This is a genomic window from Listeria booriae, from assembly GCF_000766865.1.
GTDB classification, from domain to species: domain Bacteria; phylum Bacillota; class Bacilli; order Lactobacillales; family Listeriaceae; genus Listeria_A; species Listeria_A booriae.
Genome location: NZ_JNFA01000029.1, coordinates 44,880 through 65,387, shown reverse-complemented (window position 1 = coordinate 65,387; position 20,508 = coordinate 44,880). Strand labels below are relative to the sequence as shown.

General features: G+C 44.3%; 21 protein-coding genes and 2 other annotated features. Of the genes, 2 read left to right on the top strand and 19 right to left on the bottom strand.

Annotated elements, in window-relative coordinates:
• Window positions 1-32: 32 nt before the first annotated feature.
• The 6 genes from mdrM to EP57_RS14045 form a co-directional block, all read right to left on the bottom strand.
• Entirely contained in the window at window positions 33-1,508 is a 1,476-nt protein-coding gene (mdrM, locus tag EP57_RS14070) for a multidrug efflux MFS transporter MdrM (protein ID WP_036087694.1), read from the bottom strand.
• 6 nt (window positions 1,509-1,514) lie between these two features.
• Window positions 1,515-1,946, bottom strand: a complete 432-nt coding sequence (locus EP57_RS14065) for a MarR family winged helix-turn-helix transcriptional regulator (protein ID WP_036087693.1) — start codon at window positions 1,944-1,946, stop codon at window positions 1,515-1,517.
• A gap of 158 nt (window positions 1,947-2,104) precedes the next feature.
• Window positions 2,105-2,455 (bottom strand): nuclear transport factor 2 family protein, encoded by a 351-nt coding sequence (locus EP57_RS14060; protein ID WP_036087691.1) that lies wholly within the window; start codon window positions 2,453-2,455, stop codon window positions 2,105-2,107.
• Window positions 2,456-2,514: 59 nt separating this feature from the next.
• Window positions 2,515-3,378 carry a D-amino-acid transaminase gene (dat, locus tag EP57_RS14055; protein ID WP_036087689.1) on the bottom strand — a complete coding sequence of 288 codons (864 nt, stop codon included), beginning with the start codon at window positions 3,376-3,378 and terminating at the stop codon, window positions 2,515-2,517.
• 142 nt (window positions 3,379-3,520) lie between these two features.
• Window positions 3,521-4,933, bottom strand: a complete 1,413-nt coding sequence (gene pepV, locus EP57_RS14050; RefSeq protein ID WP_036087687.1) for a dipeptidase PepV — start codon at window positions 4,931-4,933, stop codon at window positions 3,521-3,523.
• A gap of 83 nt (window positions 4,934-5,016) precedes the next feature.
• On the bottom strand, window positions 5,017-5,424 hold the full coding sequence (locus EP57_RS14045; RefSeq protein ID WP_036087684.1) for an NUDIX hydrolase: 408 nt from the start codon (window positions 5,422-5,424) through the stop codon (window positions 5,017-5,019).
• 100 nt (window positions 5,425-5,524) lie between these two features.
• Here EP57_RS14045 and EP57_RS14040 point away from each other — a divergent pair, with 100 nt between their 5' ends.
• The gene (locus EP57_RS14040; protein ID WP_036087682.1) at window positions 5,525-6,367 is read left to right on the top strand and encodes an NAD(P)H-hydrate dehydratase; all 843 of its coding nucleotides are present in this window, start codon (window positions 5,525-5,527) and stop codon (window positions 6,365-6,367) included.
• 41 nt (window positions 6,368-6,408) lie between these two features.
• On the opposite strand, the gene EP57_RS14035 is transcribed toward EP57_RS14040, so the two are convergent.
• The gene (locus EP57_RS14035) at window positions 6,409-6,999 is read right to left on the bottom strand and encodes a DJ-1/PfpI family protein (RefSeq protein ID WP_036087680.1); all 591 of its coding nucleotides are present in this window, start codon (window positions 6,997-6,999) and stop codon (window positions 6,409-6,411) included.
• A 142-nt stretch (window positions 7,000-7,141) separates the two neighbouring features.
• Between EP57_RS14035 and EP57_RS14030 the strand changes: the two genes are divergently transcribed.
• Window positions 7,142-7,558, top strand: coding sequence for an Lrp/AsnC family transcriptional regulator (locus EP57_RS14030; protein WP_036087678.1), 417 nt, complete (start codon window positions 7,142-7,144; stop codon window positions 7,556-7,558).
• A gap of 47 nt (window positions 7,559-7,605) precedes the next feature.
• Here EP57_RS14030 and EP57_RS14025 read toward each other — a convergent pair whose 3' ends face one another.
• From EP57_RS14025 to EP57_RS13970, 12 genes are all read right to left on the bottom strand, one after another.
• Window positions 7,606-9,228 (bottom strand): putative polysaccharide biosynthesis protein, encoded by a 1,623-nt coding sequence (locus EP57_RS14025; RefSeq protein WP_036087675.1) that lies wholly within the window; start codon window positions 9,226-9,228, stop codon window positions 7,606-7,608.
• Window positions 9,229-9,376: 148 nt separating this feature from the next.
• Window positions 9,377-10,135 (bottom strand): tryptophan synthase subunit alpha, encoded by a 759-nt coding sequence (gene trpA / locus EP57_RS14020; RefSeq protein ID WP_036087672.1) that lies wholly within the window; start codon window positions 10,133-10,135, stop codon window positions 9,377-9,379.
• Window positions 10,132-11,334, bottom strand: a complete 1,203-nt coding sequence (gene trpB / locus EP57_RS14015; protein ID WP_036087671.1) for a tryptophan synthase subunit beta — start codon at window positions 11,332-11,334, stop codon at window positions 10,132-10,134. The genes trpA and trpB overlap by 4 nt, the downstream gene beginning before the upstream one ends.
• A 2-nt stretch (window positions 11,335-11,336) precedes the next feature.
• Entirely contained in the window at window positions 11,337-11,948 is a 612-nt protein-coding gene (locus EP57_RS14010; protein WP_036087668.1) for a phosphoribosylanthranilate isomerase, read from the bottom strand.
• The gene (gene trpC / locus EP57_RS14005) at window positions 11,945-12,709 is read right to left on the bottom strand and encodes an indole-3-glycerol phosphate synthase TrpC (RefSeq protein WP_036087666.1); all 765 of its coding nucleotides are present in this window, start codon (window positions 12,707-12,709) and stop codon (window positions 11,945-11,947) included. The genes EP57_RS14010 and trpC overlap by 4 nt, the downstream gene beginning before the upstream one ends.
• Window positions 12,706-13,725 carry an anthranilate phosphoribosyltransferase gene (gene trpD, locus EP57_RS14000; RefSeq protein WP_077916874.1) on the bottom strand — a complete coding sequence of 340 codons (1,020 nt, stop codon included), beginning with the start codon at window positions 13,723-13,725 and terminating at the stop codon, window positions 12,706-12,708. The genes trpC and trpD overlap by 4 nt, the downstream gene beginning before the upstream one ends.
• A complete protein-coding gene (locus tag EP57_RS13995) occupies window positions 13,697-14,308 on the bottom strand; it encodes an anthranilate synthase component II (protein WP_036087661.1) in 612 nt (203 codons plus the stop codon). The genes trpD and EP57_RS13995 overlap by 29 nt, the downstream gene beginning before the upstream one ends.
• Window positions 14,305-15,672, bottom strand: a complete 1,368-nt coding sequence (gene trpE / locus EP57_RS13990; RefSeq protein WP_036087658.1) for an anthranilate synthase component I — start codon at window positions 15,670-15,672, stop codon at window positions 14,305-14,307. Before trpE ends, EP57_RS13995 begins: the two co-directional genes overlap by 4 nt.
• 65 nt (window positions 15,673-15,737) lie before the next feature.
• Window positions 15,738-15,971, bottom strand: a binding site (T-box leader).
• 140 nt (window positions 15,972-16,111) lie between these two features.
• Window positions 16,112-16,355: a binding site (T-box leader), on the bottom strand.
• A 77-nt stretch (window positions 16,356-16,432) separates the two neighbouring features.
• A complete protein-coding gene (locus tag EP57_RS13985) occupies window positions 16,433-17,281 on the bottom strand; it encodes a MurR/RpiR family transcriptional regulator (RefSeq protein WP_036087657.1) in 849 nt (282 codons plus the stop codon).
• 101 nt (window positions 17,282-17,382) lie between these two features.
• Window positions 17,383-18,849, bottom strand: coding sequence for a PTS transporter subunit EIIC (locus EP57_RS13980; RefSeq protein WP_036087654.1), 1,467 nt, complete (start codon window positions 18,847-18,849; stop codon window positions 17,383-17,385).
• Window positions 18,850-18,863: 14 nt separating this feature from the next.
• Entirely contained in the window at window positions 18,864-19,748 is an 885-nt protein-coding gene (murQ, locus tag EP57_RS13975) for an N-acetylmuramic acid 6-phosphate etherase (protein ID WP_036087652.1), read from the bottom strand.
• A 112-nt stretch (window positions 19,749-19,860) separates the two neighbouring features.
• Window positions 19,861-20,382, bottom strand: a complete 522-nt coding sequence (locus tag EP57_RS13970; protein WP_036087651.1) for a transglycosylase SLT domain-containing protein — start codon at window positions 20,380-20,382, stop codon at window positions 19,861-19,863.
• Window positions 20,383-20,508 lie beyond the last annotated feature (126 nt).

The window sequence follows — 20,508 nt, the reverse complement described above, 5'->3', positions numbered from 1 at the left end:
AGAAGTTCATCCTGCGCACAAAGTTTCTCATTTTAGCTATCCATTACTTCTGTTTTCTTAACGACTGGTGCTAGTGATTGTTGTTTTTTCTTAATGAATAATGCTAGAATCACCGCGATAACGGAAAGGATAGACGATACGAGGAACGCTGTTTCAATTCCGTGAATCAAGACATGGTTGGCGATTTGTTCTTTTGTTTTACCAACAACATCGGCAGCTCCCATATTTTTAGCATAGCTTGAAGCGCTTTTTGACATCGTAGTGATGAGTAAAGCTGTACCAAGTGAGCCTGCGATTTGCCGGACGGTATTGAACATCGCCGAGCCGTGTGCTGCCATCGATAATGGCAACGAGTTGAGCGCTGCGGTTTGTAGTGGCATCATTACCATTGCCATACCGCTTGCCCGAACCGTTTGCACAATAACGATATATGTCAATGTCGTGCTTTCAGTTAAGTCTGTAAACATGAACGTCGTTACTGCCATGATAATAAGCCCAATCAAGGACAAATACTTAGCGCCAAAACGGTCAAATAGTATACCAGTCACTGGCGAAAGCGCTGCGGTCATCACTGCACCCGGCAATAAGACAAGCCCTGATTCTAGCGGTGTGAAGTGCCGTACGCTTTGCAAGAAGATTGGGAATAATAGCATACCGCCATAAAGCCCCATCATCACGAAAAAGCTGATTGTTGTTGTCAATGTAAACGTGCGGTGTTGGAAAACTTTGAAGTTAAGTAAAGGCGCTTTTGCACGGCCTTGATACCAAATAAATACCGCTAATACAACGAATCCTAATAGGACAAAACCGATAACTTTTGCGGATAAGAAATCATGATCTCCCGCGTTACTAAATCCTAGTAATAAACTACCAAACCCGATGGTCGATAAAATAACCCCGAGAAAGTCCAATTTTGGAAAAGTACGTTTGCCGACATTTTTTAATAAGAAGAAGGCAACTACTACGTCCAAAATCGCAAAAGGAATAATAATATAAAATAAGTTCCGCCAATCGTATTCTTGGACAATCCATCCAGATAGCGTTGGTCCAATTGCTGGCGCGAAGTTCATGGCAAGCCCGATAAGCCCCATCGCCCGTCCGCGTCGTTCCATAGGGAATAAGTTCAGTACAACGACCGTTAGAAGCGGCATAACAATACCTGCACCTATCGCTTGTACCATCCGCCCAATAATTAATACCGTGTAATCCCCAGCAAAACCGGAAATTGTTGTTCCAATCGCAAATGTAATCATCGCGAATAAATAAAGTTGTCTCGTTGTGAATCGTTCAATTAAAAAAGCAGTCATCGGGATCATGACGCCGTTGACTAACATAAATCCAGTCGTCAACCATTGACCTTGACTTGCTGTAATATTGAAATCCGTCATAATGCTTGGCAGTGCTACGTTCATCAATGTTTGATTCAAAATCGTAACAAATGCTCCCATAAGCATAACAATCAAGATACCGTTTGTTTTAATACCACTCGTTGCTGCTTTCATGTTCATTCTTTCTTACTCCTTTCGCTCCAATAACGCAATCATTTTCTTGTGTGTGTCTAACATCGCTTCTAGCTCTTCTGTTTCAATTTCCAAAACACGCTCCAATCGATTGAAAAACAAATCATATGTTTCATCGACTTTAGCCAAGCCTTCAGCAGTTAGTTGTAAATTAAGCGCGCGACGATTTCCTTCTTCACGTCCGCGTGTTAAGTAATTGGCTTTGACAAGACGGTCCACAATACCGCTCATCGTACTTTTGTTCACCTGCACCCGTTCAGCTAGTTCGCCAAGCGTTAAGTGCGGTTCCCTTTTTAACGTTCCTAATGAAAAAAGTTGCACCGTTGTGATGTCACGTTTCGCGGCCTCTTCTTGCAAGTATTGGTGTATTTTGCGCTGTACCGATCGAAAGGATAGCACCACTTCTCGTATCAACTTCTCATCCATATTTACTTCCCCTCCTTTAATGTTCAAGAGCGAAAGATTCGCATACGAACTATTAACAATAGCAATTATACGCCTAATTTTATCGTTGTCAAGCCTATTTTTTCCTGAAAACGATAACATTGGGCGTATTCGTCAATTATTTTTTTATATGTAATTAGTTACATAGTTTTTGTACCTTGATGAAAGACAAGTTGCCAGCGATTGTTCTGGAATTTCCAAATAGAGCTTCGAAGGGACGACTGCTTTTGTTCTACGTTGAAAATACGATATGTCGCAAGGACAACATCCGCAGCTAATGGCTTGATTTCAAAATCACTGAGTTGCATATCGACAACGCCAATCCCCGTTTCATCTATTTCTTCCTCACGATATAAAACTCGACCAGAACTTCCAAATTCAAAGAAATCAGCAGCGAGCAATTGGCTAAGCGCCTCTTTCGATGTTCGGATTTCTGGACGAAGCAACTGTTCTTCTTGGTTTTGCAAAAGCGCTTTTAAATCTTGATCCATCGTAGACACCTCCAAAAAAAACGGACAAGTCCGCAAAAGACTCATCCGATTTTAAAAATTTAACTAAATGCTAATTCGCCGCATTGTTTTAGAACTTCTGCTGTGAAAGCGTCGTGAATTTTTTTCGTAATTGGGCCACGTTTGCCGTCGCGCACTTGTTTGCCATCAATTTCGATGATTGGCGTTACTTCAATCGTCGTGCTGGAGATGAAGACCTCGTCAGCCGTCGCTAAATCCGTAAGCGTAAAGCCAGTTTCCGCAACCGGAACACCGATATCGCGCGCTACTTGTAGAATAACTTGGCGTGTAATCCCGCTCAAAATCAGATTATCCGCTGCATGTGTCATCAACGTACCGTCCTTAATAATATACGCATTGGTCGCCGAGCCTTCCGTCACTTCCTCGCCGCGGTGCAAAATCGCTTCAAAAGCCCCAGCTTGGTGCGCCTTGTTCTTCGCCATCGTGTTGCCAAGCAAGTTCAGGCTCTTAATATCGCAACGCAACCAACGAACATCCTCTTCCAAAATCGCTTTGCGTCCTTGTTCAAATAGCGTCGTGTCACGCGGCACTTCACTTGCAGAAGCCGTCAACACACCTTCTAATGGAAGTTCTGGAACAACGTGGTTTCGAGGCGATTGAATACCGCGAGTAACTTGCAAATACACATTTCCTGTCCCAATATTGTTTGCTTTTAGTAACCCTTCCAGTAATTCACGTAATTCTGCTTTTTCAAAAGGAATAACAAGATCAATCTTATTCGCACTGGCGTACAGGCGATCAATGTGCTCCTCGTATGTAAAGAATTGGCCATTATAAGCACGAACAACTTCGTATACACCGTCTCCGAACTGATATCCCCGATCTTCTATATCAATTTTTGCTTCTACGCGTTCTATTAATTGATTGTTTACTAATACTTTCATTGTTAGCACTCCTTTATTACCTATTTTTGCAACTATCTAAAAATTCAAATCAAAGCAGTGACGGAAAAAAGGGTCGCTTGACAGCAAGTTCCTCCTTTTTTCCGCATCTCTGCTTTCATTTAATTTTTTTCAATTATATACCTTACTTCGCTAATTTGTAAAGCGCTTCTGCGTAAATTCCGATTGTTTTTACTAAATCGTCGAAATACGCGAATTCGTCTTTTTGGTGCATCGTGTCTTCGCGGCCTGGGAATAGGGCTCCAAAGGCAACACCTGTCTCCATATGACGCGCATAAGTTCCGCCACCGATAGCAAGCAATGTTGCTTCTTCGCCTGTTTGGCTTGTGTATACTTCTTGCAACACTTTGATTAATTTATGGTCTTTTGGTACGAATAGTGGTTTGGAATCATCGTAGTGCGTGTATTGACCGCTGTATTCGTTTACTACTGTTTCCATTTTTAGTTTTAGCTTATCCATGTTTGCTGTCACTGGGTAACGGAAGTTGAGGCCGTAACGACCGCCTTCGCTGACGCTGTAACGAATCACGCCGACGTTCATTGTCAATTCGCCGCTTTCATCATCTTCGTAACGGATACCTAGTTTCATCGCACGTGAATCGCCGTATAAGTAATCTTTACCGAACATCACGAAATCATTCGCCGCACCAGTCAATGTGAATTTGCCAAGGAACGCAACTAAATGCAGACCTGCGTTAATCCCATTGTTTGGCTCCATCGCATGCGCTGCTTTACCGATAAGAGAAACCGTTACTTGATTACCAGATTCTACAAGTTCACCAGCAAGCTTTGTTTCTTTTTTGTAAGCGTCGAATTGTTTTGTAAGCTGGGCCACATCTTTAACATCTTCCAAAACAGCTTTCGCGTGGTCTGGAACCATGTTGTAACGTGCGCCAGATTCAAAACTGATTAAACGGAAGTCTGCATTGCCGTCTTTTTCGCCATCTTTGAACGAAATATCCAACTCAGAAATACCTTTTTCCGCGTGAATAATCGGGAATTCAGCATCTGGCACAAAGCCCATTGTTGGTTGTTCTTCTGTTTCAAAATAACGCTCCACACAAGACATGCCGCTTTCTTCATCCGAACCGTAAATCATCCGCACACGGCGTGATAATGGCAACTCTAATTCTTTAATAATCTTCATCGCATAGTATGCCGCCATTGCTGGGCCTTTATCGTCCGCTGAGCCACGGGCAAATACTTTCCCATCTTTCAAAATTGGATCAAATGGATCGTGTGACCAGTCATCGCCAACTGGTACAACATCAACGTGACCTAGCGCTGCCACAAGTTCTTCACCTTGTCCAAACTCCGCGTGTCCCGCTACATTGCCAACTTCTTTAATCGCAAAGCCGTCTTTTTCGGCCAATTCTAAAGCAAAATCCAATGCTTTTTTCACGTCTGGACCAAATGGTGCGTCTTCTGTCGCTTTGGAATCATCGCGAACACTTGGAATGCTTAAAATGGCGAATAAATCACGTTTGAAATCCTCGCGACGTTTTTCCGCTTCTTCTTGCCAATTGATTGTACTCATATTCCTAACAATCCCTTCAAATTATATATTTACTCCCCTATTGTATACTCTTTTGTTGCGACATGAAAGCATTTTGAGGTGAATTACGCCATAAATCCTTTAATCGCATCAAAATCCCAGCGAACCATGCGCGACGCAAAGACGACATCCATTCGTTCCAGGCTGCTTGCTTCCAGTGGAAACCATTCGTACGCTTTATGTTCACTCGAAATTCGAACTTCGCCTTCTGGTTTTTCACACAAATAAATCACGCCGGTAATTTGATACTCTGGTTGGAAAAATTCCCACGTATCATACAAAATAAATGGCTGGACTTGTAAGCCTGTTTCTTCAAGCACTTCGCGGAATAACGCCTCACCTTTTGTCTCACCAAAGTTCATCTTGCCACCAGGCAGCTCCCAGACATCCCCGTCCGCGTCCGCCTTCTTTAAGGCAAGAAAATGACCCTTATGTACAATAACTGCTTTTACTGCCGGAAAAATCGGTTTCATATTACTTTCACTCCTTTTGTGGATAGGTTATACTATATTGAACAATTAAGCAAGAAAAAGCGCAATTACATACGAAAAATAGAAGAAAGGACGATATATCATGAAAAAAATTACGCCAAAAGTGGTTTGTGCGTGGATTAAACAGCGGGACGATGAGACGAATAAAGGCGATTATGGACGTGTTTTATTAATCGGTGGCAATGAACGGTTAGGTGGCGCGATTATTATGGCTGCGCAAGGTGCGATTCATAGTGGTGCTGGACTTGTTTCTGTGGCGACGCATCATGTGAACCGATCTGCACTTCACGCTAGGCTTCCGGAAGCGATGTTTATTGATTCGAGCGATACGGATTACTTGATGGAAGTTTTGCCGCAGTTTGATGCGATTTTGATTGGACCAGGACTTGGCTTGGACGAGACGGCGCAAACGTTACTGCATCTTGTTTGTGAGCATACGCATGCCCAGCAGCGCGTGATTGTGGATGGTGACGGTATTACGTTGTATGCGAATGGGGAGTACCCGACGCCGGACGCGACGCTGATTTTCACTCCGCACCGCAAAGAATGGGAGCGGCTGACGCACACGAACACGGAGAGCTTGGATGACGCGAAAAATCAAGATTTCGCGGATGAATTGCATGCCATTGTTGTGTTGAAGGATCATCGCACGCGCGTTTATATCGAGGATGATATTTGGCAAAACATATACGGTACACCTGCGATGGCAACTGGTGGCATGGGAGACACATTGGCAGGCATGATTGCAGGCTTGCTCGGTCAACTTGAAACGCCGAAACATGCCGTTTTAACCGCTGTATTTTTGCACAGTTATATTGGCGAAACATTGGCGAAAAAGAAATACGTTGTCTTGCCAACCGAAGTCGCTGAACAAATTCCGTATTACTTGAAGAAATTCAGCGAAACGGATGACAATCCTTATTAATCACTGGAACTAAGAGGTTTTTTATGCCTTTTAGTTCTTTTTTAGTCGCGAAATCCCATTAACCGTTCAACATGTTGTCTGTTTTCCGCATTCGTCAGCAATTCCAAAACCAAGAATGCCACATCAAAGCCTGTTGATGGATTGTAAGATGTGATAATTTTGCCGTCCATTACGATTGGGTCTTGCAATACTTCCGCGCCAAATTCCCGCAACTGCGCTTGTCGCACACTGCCAACACCGTTATACGTCGTCGCTTTCTTTCCTTGCAAAATCCCGCTTTTTCCAAGTGCCAGCGCCGCAACGCAAATCGTAGCAATCCATTTATCCTGCGCATAAAAATACCGAATCACGTCCAAAAACGCCTCATCATACGCATCTTCATAAAACCCAGCTTCTTCAAAACCACCAGGAATCACCAACGCATCAAAACTAGCAAGATCTACTTGATCCAGCGTATACTCTGGAACTACTGTGAAATTCCACGTACACCTCAATTGCTCACGCAAACCAACCGTCACCAGCTCCGTTCCCCCTGCTCCTTCGAACTGATTCCAACCAAGTACATCCGTAAAAACACTGGCTTCTACCGCCTCAAACCCATCTGCAAGCAACATCATAATTCTTTTTGTCATCTCGAAAACCTCCTTTTCCTATCCTTATTTTAACGAAATGAAAAACGAATTTACATATATTATCTAACCAATTTTCTATGTTATACTATTAAAAACAAAGTTTATCGTCTCAAAATATTTATTTAATGAAACGAGGTATAAAATGGACAATACAGATATCAAAATCCTATCCATTCTAGAAAAAAATGCGCGGATTTCGATGAAAGAACTAGCCGAGCTCGTCATGCTAACCCCTCCCGCCACAAAAGAACGGGTCACGAAATTAGAAGAAAAAGGGGTTATTACTGGCTATACTGCTAACATATCGCTTGCTGCACTTGGACGAATCATGACTGCTTTCATCTTATTTGAAACACATGATTGCAAAGCTTTTTACGATTTTTGTGTGAAACAACCGGATGTGTTGGAATGTCATCGTTTAGCTGGACAATTTAGCTACCTTGTTAAAATCAGTTCGGTCAGTATGGAAGCTTTGGAGCTGTTTATTGATGATGCGATTAAATACGGCAAATCTTCCACCCATTTGATTTTTTCCTCTACTGAAAAAGCCATTTTCTAAACAAAAAAAGTTTGCAAAGCCGATTTTTGGCTCGCAAACTTTTTTCGTTAGGCTTTAATATGCAGTTTTCTCCTGATGGATGCTGCTCTTGGTCCGAATACTTTATCGAATAACCGTAGGCGCAGACTTAGATAACTATAGACGATTGCTCCTAGTCCGCCGCAGAGAATAAGCAACAACATGGAACCAAATTTCGATTCTGGGTTGATGAAGAATGTGAAACCGTAGTAAGCAAGCAAGACAACGATTGCCATTGCTAAGTTTAACATCAACATAAGTACCGTTCTTCTTAAAATAACGCTGAAATTATAGTTGGCGTATTTCCGAATAATAATCATTGCGAAAATAACGGAAACCGTGTAACCTAATCCGGTTGCCATAACAGAACCGCGCGCGCCCATCCACATCATTAGTGGCATTTGGAACACGGATTTCGTCAGCAAACCGAGCAATAAACTTAAAATCGTGAAACGCTGTTGGTCAATTCCTTGTAGAATCGCAGCCGTCACACTGAATAAAGATAGTAAAATCGCAACTGGTGCATATGCCGCTAAAATCTGAATTCCTGCTGGATCATGTTCGTAAAACACGGTGTAAAGCGGTTCAGCTAGAAGTGACATACCGATACAAGCCGGTAGCGTAATGAAAAGTAAAACTTGGAAAACATCGTTTAATTGTTTTTTCACATTTTCTTGTTCGCCGCGCATGTAGGCAGCTGTAACAAGTGGCACAATCGTCATCGAGAATGCCGTCGCCAAGCTGACTGGGATGATAACTAATTTTTGCGCACTGAAGTTAACAATACCGAGTAAATTCTCGGCTTCATGTCCGCTGTAGCCAATCCATGTTAAAATACGTCCGAATGTGAATTGGTCGATTTGTTGATACAGGGAACTTGCAATCCCTACGACAACGAACGGAATCGCGGTGATGAAAATATCTTTATACATCGAAGGAAGCGAAACGGTGACTTCTCCTTTACTTGTTCGCAGCAAGGCATCGAGTCCTTTTTTGCGTTTGAAGAAGTACCATAGCAAACAGATAAGGCTGGCTAGCGCGCCGATAAAGGCAGCGAATGTCGCCAAGCTAATAGCGCTCGCGATCGTGCCATGAATGACATACAAGACGAAAGCCGAACCAGCAAGCAAGAAGGCGATGCGCACGATTTGTTCAATGACTTGAGAAACCGCAGAAGGCCCCATCGATTGATAGCCTTGGAAAAAGCCACGAATCAAGCTCATGACCGGAATAACAATCAAAGCAAAGCTGACCGCTCGAATAACCGTTGTCACATCCGCCACTGTATACCCACTGCCTTCGATAGATTGCAAGCCTGCAAGCACTGGCGCTAAAGCATACATCGCGATGAAACTCAAAATACCGGTTACAAGCATTAAGTACACGCCCGTTCTAAACAAGCGACGCCCAATCTCGTATTCACCAATAGCATTATATTTGGCGACATATTTCGCGACCGCAAGCGGAACCCCTGCTGTTGCTATTCCGAGAAAGATTTGATACGGTACATAACCGAAGTTGTACAATGTCATCGGACCTGCGCCACCCATAATCCAGTAGAAAGGGATGACATAGAATAGACCTAGAAATTTAGAAATAAACGTTCCTAATGTTAAAATAAATGTGCCACGTAGTAGTTTTGAAGAAGACATAGATCTCGTCCTTTATTATAAAGTGCTCAAATTGGAGCCGTTTTTAGTGTAAAAAGAAAACACAACTAAATTTTAGTTTACTCCTTCTTGCACAAGCTTGCAATCATTAGTTGAAAAATATCAAAAAAAAAGCGAAAATATTCGCTTTTTATCTTGTGAGCTGACTCGCTCCTGTTATAAATTCGCTAAGCTCGTCATGTTTGCCTTCATGCAATAACTGCACCACTTTACTACCAACAATCACACCATCACAAACATTCGCAAAACGAGCGACGTGGTCTAAATTCGAAATTCCGAATCCGGCTAGTACGGGGACTGGGCTGACTTGTTTTAAGAAAGTTAACGTCTCGTCAATCGTGTCTCCGAATACAGCGCGTTCTCCGGTTGTACCGTTTACTGTGACTGCGTAGATAAAGCCTTGTGCTTGTTTGGCGATGAGCTCGATACGTTCTTTCGGGCTGGTTAGTGAGATGAGTGGAATGAGCGCGATATCTGTGTTTTCAAGGTATGGTTGGACTAGGTCGCGATGTTCATATGGTAAATCAGGGATAATTAACCCCTTAATCGGTGTTTTTTGTGCTAGTTCGATGAATTTTTCTACGCCTAAATGGTAGATTGGGTTGAAATAACTCATAACAACGAGTGGAATGTCGATTTTGCTTGTTGCTAGTTGGTTTAGAATTTGTTCTAAGCTGATGTTGGCTTCTAGTGCGCGGGAGCCTGCTTTTTGAATCACTGGGCCGTCTGCTACTGGATCGGAAAAAGGAATGCCGATTTCGATAGCTGTCGCGCCTGCATCGCTTAGAAGCTGCATCTGAGACTCTAATTGGTCAAGGCCTCCGTCGCCTGCCATCATGTATGGGACAACGGCTACATGTGCATTTTCGATTGCTTGTTGTAATTTCATTTTTTGTTATCTCCTTTCAAACGTGCGCGGATTTGATCCACGTCTTTATCTCCGCGGCCGGACAGGCAAACAATCATGCTTTCTTCAGAGTTCATTGCGGCTGCTAGTTTTACGGCAAAAGCGATTGCATGCGAGCTCTCCAGTGCTGGAATGATGCCTTCTGTGCGGCAAAGTAATTGAAACGCTTCGACGGCTTCATCGTCTGTTACCGAGGCGTATTCGGCGCGACCTTCATCGCGGAAATGGCTATGTTCTGGACCGATTCCTGGATAATCAAGCCCTGCGGAAATCGAATAGGCTTCTTGGATTTGACCGGCATCGTCTTGTAAAATGTGCATCATTGCGCCATGCAGGACGCCGATTTCGCCTTTCGTTAAGGACGCTGCGTGAAAAGCAGTATCAAGACCGGAGCCTGCTGCTTCAACGCCGTACATTTTGACTGCTTTATCGTTCACGAAAGGATAGAAAAGTCCCATCGCATTGCTGCCTCCGCCAATACAAGCTACGATTGCTTCTGGAAGGCGGTTTTCTTTTTCAAGATGTTGGGCGCGAGCTTCTTTGCCGATGACGCTTTGGAAATCGCGGACAATTTGCGGGAATGGATGTGGCCCTAGGACAGAACCCATGATGTAATGCGTGTCTTCCACGTTAGCAACCCAATAACGCAAAGCTTCGTTGACGGCGTCTTTGAGCGTGCCGTTACCACCTGAAACGCTGACGACTTTTGCGCCGAGTAGTTCCATTCGAAAAACGTTTAACTGCTGACGGCGAATGTCTTCTTCTCCCATAAAAATCGTACATTCAAGATTGAACAGAGCCGCTACGGTTGCTGTTGCGACGCCATGCTGGCCTGCGCCTGTTTCTGCGACGACTTTCTTTTTGCCCATTTGGCGAGTTAGTAAGGCTTGGCCGATGCAGTTATTGATTTTGTGTGCACCCGTGTGATTGAGGTCTTCGCGTTTTAAGTAAATTTTGGCGCCGCCTGCATGTTTGGTTAGTTGTTCCGCGAAATAAAGCGGTGACTCACGACCGACGTAATCGCGTAAATAGTAGTTTAGTTCTTTTTGGAACGCCTCATCTTTTTTGGATTGCTCGTAGGCTACTTCTAGTTCTGTGACTGCTTTCATTAATGTTTCTGGGACGAATTGTCCGCCATAATTGCCGTAAAATCCAGCTTTGTTCGGTGCATTGTAACTCATATTTATTTCGTCTCCTTTGCTTTTTGGATGAATGTGATGATTTTTTCAGGGTCTTTCGTGCCGTTTGTTTCGACGCCAGATGAGATATCGACGGCGAATGGATGAAATTTTGCGATTGCTGTTTGGACATTTTCTGCGTTTAGTCCGCCTGCGATGATGATTTTTTCTTGTGGCAAAATGGTATCGTTGAGGCTTTCCCAGTCAAACGTTTCACCGCTGCCGCCTTCGTATTCGGAAGCTGGTGCGTCAAGCAACAAGAGGCTATTTGGGTACGCTTCGATGTTACCGCTGATTTTGCTATCTTTCACTTGGAAGGCTTTGATGGTTGGATAGTTGATTTTAGCGACTTCTTCTGGGGTTTCTTGGCCATGGCATTGCACGATATCAAGTGGTACTGTTGCTGCGATGCGATTGATTTCGGACGGGCTTTCATTCACAAAAACGCCTACTTTTTTGACTGTGCTTGGGAGGTTTTTGGCGAGCATATGTGCCTGATCTGCCGTGACTTGGCGCTTGCTTCTTGCGAAAACAAAACCGATCATATCCGCGCCATAGGCTACTGCAACGTCGACGTCTGTACGGTATTTCAAACCGCAAATCTTGACCTGTGTCATACGCGACTTACCTTCAATTTACTCGCTGCTTGCTCCACGTTTTCTGCACGCATTAACGCTTCGCCGACTAGCACCACTTGGTAGTTCTTCGCAACACGGGCGACATCCGCAGGTTCGCGAATCCCACTTTCACTAATGTAACAAGCATCCGTCCGTGAAAATTGCTTGGCAACGCGCTCACTAACCGCAATATCGACGACAAAACTATGTAAATCGCGATTGTTCACGCCGATTAATTTCGCGCCTAAACGTTCCGCAACTTCCAATTCCACCTCATTATGCACCTCGACAAGTACTTCCAAATCAAGTGCAACCGCCTGTTTGTACAGCGTTGCCAAGTCGTCTTCTGATAACGCCGAGACAATTAGCAAAACGATAGAAGCCCCAGCATTTTTCGCACGAATTAATTGTTTTTCGCTGATGATAAAATCTTTGCATAACACAGGAATCGACACAGCTTCCGCAACAGCTCGCAAATCCTCAATATCTCCTTTGAAAAACGCCTGATCTGTTAAAACCGAAATCGCGCCAGCTCCTGCTTTTTCGTAACTTTTCGCCTGTGCAACCGGATCAACATCCAAGTTAATCGCACCTTTGGACGGAGATGCTCGTTTTACCTCCGCGATGAGTTGGACTGCCTCTTTATTCGCTTGTAAAAAATTATAAAAATACGGTTTTTGGCGGTCCAATTCGACTTTTTCTAATGGCATATCCGCCACCTCTTGCGCTTTTTTCGCTAAAATTTCTTCTAAAAATGTCATCCTACTAATCGCTCCTTTTGGCATTCTAGTAATTTCGTTAATTTGGCGTATGCCGTGCCGCTATCAATTAATTGTTTTGCCATCGCCAGTCCTGCTTCTAATGTTGCGACTTTTCCGTGAGCGAGCAAACCTAGTCCTGCATTTAAAACGACGGTATCGTAATAAGCGCCTGGTTCTGCTTTTAAAACGGATAGCAAAATTTCTGCATTTCGTTTCGCATCGCCGCCTTTGATTGCCTCCAAATCACGACTTTCCATACCTACATCTTCTGGTGTAAACGTGTGTAGCGTCACTTCGCCATTTTCGAGTAGTGCGTAATGATTTTCACCTGCAAGAGAGGCCTCGTCTGTAAAGCCCCCACCGTTCACGACAACCGCGCGTTTCCGACCTAATTTCCCAAGAACGGTAGCCGTTTGTTCTAATAAATCACGGCGGTAAATGCCCATCAGCTGCGTTTCAAGTTGCACAGGATTTGTTAACGGTCCGATTAAATTAAAAATTGTCGGTGTATTCAGTTCGCGTCTTACGCCCATCACGTATTTCATATTTGGATGAACATGTGGTGCGAATAAGAAAGCAATACCAGCATTCTCCAGTAAATATACCATATCGCTTGCTTGAAGCGAAATATCTATGCCTAATTCCTGACACACATCCGCGCTTCCCGACCGGCTTGAAATGCTGCGATTGCCGTGTTTTGCGACTTTAATACCAGCTGCTGCCAACACAAAGGCAGACGTCGTGCTCACATTAAAACTCATCGACTTGTCGCCGCCAGTTCCGCAGTTATCCATCGTATTCGCGCCGTCCATCGGCAACTGCATCGCCACTCCTTGCATCGTTTCTGCGATTGCCTGCATTTCCTCAATCGTTTCCCCTTTTATTTTCAAAGCCATCAGGAAAGCCGCCATCTGTGCCTGCGTCAATTCCCCTGCAAAAATGGCTGTCGCTACATCACGCATTTCTTCTCGCGTTAAATTTTGTTGGTCATATACTTTTTGCAAATATGCTTCCATCATGCTTCCCCTCCTTCTCTACTATCGCTACAAAATTGGCCATCATTTGTTTTCCGTCAAGCGTTCCAATCGATTCCGGATGAAACTGCAACCCATAAACTGGGTAATCACGCAACTGCATCGCCATAATTTCATCATCATCGAGCGATCGTGCCAAAACTTCTAAATCTTCCGGAAAATCTGCCTGCTCTACAATAAGCGAATGATACCGCATAATTTCCAGTTCCTCACCCAGTCCAGCAAAAATCGCGCCACCACTCTGTTTCATCATCGAAACTTTACCGTGTCTAATTTTCTCCGCTTGGCTCACCGTCCCACCAAACACTTCGCCAATCGCTTGGTGTCCCAAACAAATACCTAACATCGGCTTTTGGTTCGCGAACACCCGTACAACCTCTTCCAGTAACCCAGCCTCACTCGGCTTCCCAGGTCCCGGTGACAACACAATCCCCGTCGCGCGCTCCGCCACTTCCATCAAATCCGCCGCATCATTCCGTCTCACAACGACCTCACTCGCATATTCCATCAAATACTGCTCCAAGTTATACGTAAACGAATCATAATTATCCACTAGTAAAATCATTTTCCAACCTCCAGTAACGCTTTTGCTTTTTGCAGCGTCTCCAAATACTCACTCTCAGGGTCCGAATCATACACGACACCCGCGCCCGCCTGCACATAAGCCGTTCCGTTATGCAACACCATCGTCCGAATCGCCAGCGCAAAATCACAATCCCCACGATGCGTCAAATAGCCAACAGCACCCGCATAAGGCCCCCGTTTTACATTTTCCCATTCATAAATCCGCTCCATCGCGCGAATCTTAGGCGCCCCGCTGACCGTCCCAGCTGGCAACACCGACTTCAGCGCATCCATTGCCGTCAATCCCAGTTTCAGCTGCCCTTCCACGACTGACACCAAATGCATCAAAAAGCGATACCGCTCAATCGTCAAGTACACCGGAACACTCACCGTCCCCGTCACAGCAACCTTCCCAATATCATTCCGTCCAAGATCCACAAGCATCCGATGTTCCGCCAACTCCTTCTCATCGTGTAGCAGCTCATCCGCCAAACGCTCATCTTCCTGCTTCGTCTCCCCCCGTCTACGCGTCCCCGCAATCGGATTCGTCACCACAACGTCCCCCGTTACACTCACCAAACTCTCCGGCGAAGACCCAATCAACTTCGTCTCACCAAAATCCACAAAAAACAAGTACGGCGACGGATTCAACAATCGCAATTTCCGGTAATAATCAAACGCATCTCCCGTAAAATTCGCCTCTAAACGTTGCGACAACACAATTTGAAAGAAATCCCCGTCACGAATATGCGCCTTCGCACGTTCCACCAACGCCATGTATTCAGATTTCGTCGTATTGCTCGAATATTCCATCGGCGCCACCATCAAATCACGCAACTCCCGCTCATTCGGCGTCACCAACTGCTCCCGCATCAACACCATCGCGCGCTCCATCTCACTTTCCGCACGCCCCGTATAACAATTATCCTGCACCAGCATGATTTCCTCCGCTTGATGATCCATAATCAAAAATGACTCATACAACATAAAATGGCTATCCGCTAATCCTGCACGCGTCTCACTAGGCATCTCGCCCAAATCCTCATATAGCGCAATCGTATCATACCCAACATACCCAATCGCCCCAGCCTCAAAAGGTAAACCCGACTCCGCCACGCTATCCGTCCGAATCACCCGATCCAGTTCCAACAACGGGTCCGTCACTTCCCTCTCCACACCATCCATCACAAACCGCGTCCCGTGAATCGCAATCTCGTGTACCGGGTCCATCGCAATAATCGAATAACGCCCCGCATCCGCATCCCGCGCCGCGCCTTCCAACAACGCTTTATTTTTCCCATCTAAACGTTCATACGCCAAAATCGCCGTAATCGTATCAGCCTGCATTTTTTTCACTAATCTCATCTTCCATTCCTCCATTTCGATATACAAAAAGCCCCCTAAAGACAACAGCATCCTACACTGTATCTTTAGAGGGCGAAAATTCGCGGTACCACCTCATATTAGAACTAACAAAGTTCCATCTCATTCGAGTACACGTTCATACTCTATCTCGTTAACGGGAGAACCCGGCAGCTCCTACTTCTTCGTTCAAAGCCACACGCGCAAGGACCACTTCGGCAAAAGGATTTTATCAGTTCACACCAGCCACTGACTCTCTAGAAAAATCATTTTTGCTTACTCTTCTTGCTTCATGTTTTGGTTTTATGGTCGATCTTGGTTTTCATCTTGCCACGCTTCGTTACTACATTCTCGCTTTGCTCGAATGTATATTGGGGGCGTAACTCACTTTGTTCGAACGCCCCCAACAAAAAAGGGCCTCCCTCCATACCTAATAAAATTAGATAAGGACGGGAGACCCGTGGTGCCACCTTCATTAATCGAAAAAACGATTCACTCAATCCCACATAACTATGGGGTGCCTTGTGTAACGATAAGGCCTAATCGCTAACTCCTACTGAGGAGAATTCCCGTTCAGCTTAGTCGCTCCGAAGTCCATTCACATCATTTCCGCTACTGATTCGCACCAACCATCAGCTCTCTAAAAAACGTCCATCATGTTACTTACTCTTCATCAACGCAAGATTTAATATAGGATTTATGATAGCGGATATTTCGCCAGAAGTCAAGCACTTCTTTTCAGAAAATAGCGAGCCTATGTCACTCACGATTCTCTAAATCGGTTTGTTGCCGCGCGTGATGCCCTGATTTGCTCAATCATATCCTCATAATGATGCGATGCGTAGAAATAAAATAGAATATCAATCACCAAAAATTGTGCCTGTCTGGAACTTGTCGCCGCACTTCGCAACTCTGTTTCTGGCGCACGCGACGTTTCCAATGCCACATCTGCTTTTTGCTTTAGTTTATTTTGACCGAAACGCGTTAAGCTAATCAGTTGCAAGCCATTATTTTGCGCTTCATCTGCCAATTGCAACACTGCGCTCGTCTCGCCACTATTTGAAATCGCGAAGAACAACGCATTTTTGGAACCAGCGGCAAAAGCCATCGCTAAAATATGCGGGTCAGCAATCGCCACAGCGTGTTTCCCAGCGCGCATCCATTTCTGTGCAATATCCTCGGCAATCAACCAAGAAGCGCCGACACCGTACGCATAAATCGTGTCCGCCTGCTGCAACATATCGCAAGCTAGCCATACTTTTTCCTTATCCAATTGTCCCACTGTATCATTCAACGTCTGAACCGTATTGGATACTAGTTTACGCGTAATTTCCTCAAAGTCTTCATTTGGCTCGATATCGTAATAGCCCGTTTTCTCAGGCTTCACAAGCTCCACTGAAAGCTTCATTTTCAGCTCTGGAAAACCTTCTAGCCCCATCGAATGGCAAAACCGAATGACCGCAGCTCCACTAGCACCAGAACATTCCGCCAATTCATGAATGGACATTTTTACAATTTTGCTAGGGTCGTCCAAAATGGCGCGTCCCACTTTTGCCTCTGATTTCGGCAATTCTTCTAGCATCCCTTGAATGCGATTAATGACACTTCCCATTATATACGTTGCCACCTCCGTTATTATGTACTCCATAGTTCAATTATAGCATGAATCGCAAAAAGAAGTGAGACGAAAAACTCGCCCCACTTCACTTCTTGTTACTCTTCTACTGCTTCCATTGCATCTTTTGGCGTGCCCCACAAATACGTAAGGATGAAACCACCGATGTAAGCGGCAAGTAAACCAATGACATACTCCAACCATGTATTATTAGCGATAAGCGGAATTAACGCCACGCCAGATGGACCAATAGCAATCGCGCCAACGTTTCCGAAGAAGCCAATGACTGCCCCACCAATACCACCGCCTAGACACGCCGTAATGAACGGACGACCTAGCGGAATTGTAACACCGTAGATTAACGGCTCACCAATACCTAGAATACCTACAGGCAAGCCACCTTTAATCATGTTCACTAAAGGTTTATTTTTCCGACAACGCATCCAAAGTGCAACCGACGCGCCGACTTGTCCGCCACCTGCCATCGCAAGCATTGGAAGCAAGATTGTATACCCATTTTGCGCAATCATTTCGACATGAATCGGCGTTAATACTTGGTGTAACCCGAGCATTACCATCGGCAAGAACAGCGTCCCCAGAACGAATCCAGCGAACAGTCCACCTTTTGCGATAATCCAGTTGATGCTACCAACAAGACTCGTCGAAATAACACCGGCAAACGGCATAATAATGAATATCGTAAACAAGCCAATAATAAGCAACGCAATCATCGGAGTTAAAATAATATCCAACGAATTCGGAATCCATTTACGTAAAAATTTCTCCAATACACAAAGCAAGTAAACCGCTAAAAGTACCCCGATAATACCGCCTTGTCCTGCAACCATATCACTGCCATTAAAAATGTTCTTAATCGGCGTCTCAGGCGTCACACCCATCAATAAGGTAACCCCACCGATAGCGCCACCAAGCACTGGCGTCCCACCGAATTCTTGCGCTGTATTAATACCAACATAAATAACGAGATATGAGAAAATACCATTTTTAATTACATTTAAAATCGTTACATATTGCATCCAAGTGTCCGCGTCTAGGTTTTTTGCTTGAATATTGTTAAACAGAATCGCCGCGATACCAGCAATCAGACCCGCTCCAACAAAACCCGGAATTAATGGGACAAAAATATTGGCTACTGATTTTAATAAACGTTTAAAGCCTGATGTATTATTTTGTTTTTGTTTCATGCTTGCTTTTGTTGCTGCTGCTTTTTCTTCTACGAGTTGTTTCCCTGTTTTCGTTGTATCGTCGCCTGTTATCGCGCTGTCAAGATTATCAGGTAACACTTCGCCCAGTTTCACACCAGCCATGTCACACATCGCGCCAGCTACTTTATTTACAAAGCCTGGACCAACGATGATTTGCAGTGTATCGTCTTCTACTACGCCTAGAACGCCTGGTGCTTTTTTAAGACCTTCCACATTCACTTTACTTGTATCTTTAATTCCTAAACGCACGCGAGTCATACAATGCGCGATTTTAGAAACGTTTCCCATGCCGCCAACTTCTTCAAAAATCTTTTGACCTAAGTCTTGTTCTTTTGTCATGTTCGTTCACTCCCTTATAATGTCCGTCGGATGAAACCGTCTGCATCTGCTAACTTTTCTGTGGCTGTCGCAAAGTCTGTTTTCGTTAAAATCATGACGATTGCCGTTTTCACATGTTGATTTGCCAATTCGTAATAGTTTGCTGCTGTATCGTAATCGCATTCTGTCGCTTCCATGATGATTCGTTTCGACCGTTCCACTAGTTTTTCATTCGTTGGCATCACATCAACCATCAAATTTTTGTAGACTTTGCCGATGCCGATCATCGAAACTGTGGAAATCATGTTTAGCACGAGCTTCTGAGCTGTACCCGCTTTCAAACGTGTGGAACCAGTAAGAATTTCAGGGCCACAATCCACTTCAATGGCTGTATCAGCATGCGCGGAAATCGCCGCATTTGTATTACAAGACAACGCGCCTGTTTTGGCGCCGACTTCTTTCGCATAATCTAGCGCACCGATAACGTAAGGCGTACGACCACTTGCCGCAATGCCTAGCACATAATCATCTGCCGTTAGCGCAATGCCCTCCAAGTCTTCTTTACCCAAAATCACCGAGTCTTCAGCACCTTCGATTGCTTGTAAAAACGCTTTCTCGCCCCCTGCAATTAAACCAACTACCATTGTCGCGGGAACACCGAACGTCGGAACACATTCTGCGGCATCAAGTACACCAAGACGGCCACTCGTTCCAGCACCAACATAAACCAATCGGCCACCTTTTTTAAAACTTGCAATCACACCTTTGATAACGGTTTCAATTGACGCAAGATTTGTCGCGATCGCGCCTGTCACTTTCGCATCTTCATCATTCATAATGTGCAACGCTTCTTTTACTGATAGCGTATCTAAAGATGCCGTTTTTTCATTTCGCTTTTCCGTGGATAAATTCTCTAACATTTAAGAACACCTCTTTCATGAGTTCATTGTACCGCACTCGGAATTAAATTTCAATATTTATTTTTATATTTTGAAATAAAATTTCATTAGCAAGCAAAAAAACAGCCTAGCATCAGTTGCTAAGCCATTCTTCATTTGCTAATTCTTTTACTTTAATATGTTTTTTAAAATTCTTTGCCAGTTTTATATTATAATTCGTGTTTTGATCCGTCCAATCTGTGCCGCGTTGCGTTGGCCAGCCAGATGTGTTCGCGATATAGGTTAGCATTTGAATGCCTTCTAAACCTTTGCCTTGTGCGCGTTCGTAAGCTCTCGTCATGTTTGTAATTGCGACTTCGATATTTTTTGCTGGATCTAGTAAGTCGTCATCGTTCCATTCTTCTGGAGCTAAACCGCCGCGATGTAGTTGAAATAAGCCAAATGAGCTGCCTTGGTCTCCGATTGTTTTAGAATCAAAGCCACTTTCTGTTTCCGCAATGGATAGTGGAATCCACGCCGGAATATCATGTTTTTTTGCTGTTTCGGTAATCATCGTCATCATTTCCGCGCGTTCCTGATGCACTTGATAAAAGTGAAACACGAGCGCGCAACTAGCCAATACACCCAATATAAAAATAAATGTCTCTCTTTTCATAACCTTAACCTCTCAAGTGATAATGTAGTAAATTCGCAGCTTGCATTGTTTCCTCTGGTTTCCATATCCATACCATCAGTACGATGGCGACAAGTAACACAAGTACCATGCTTGTTATAATGTTTT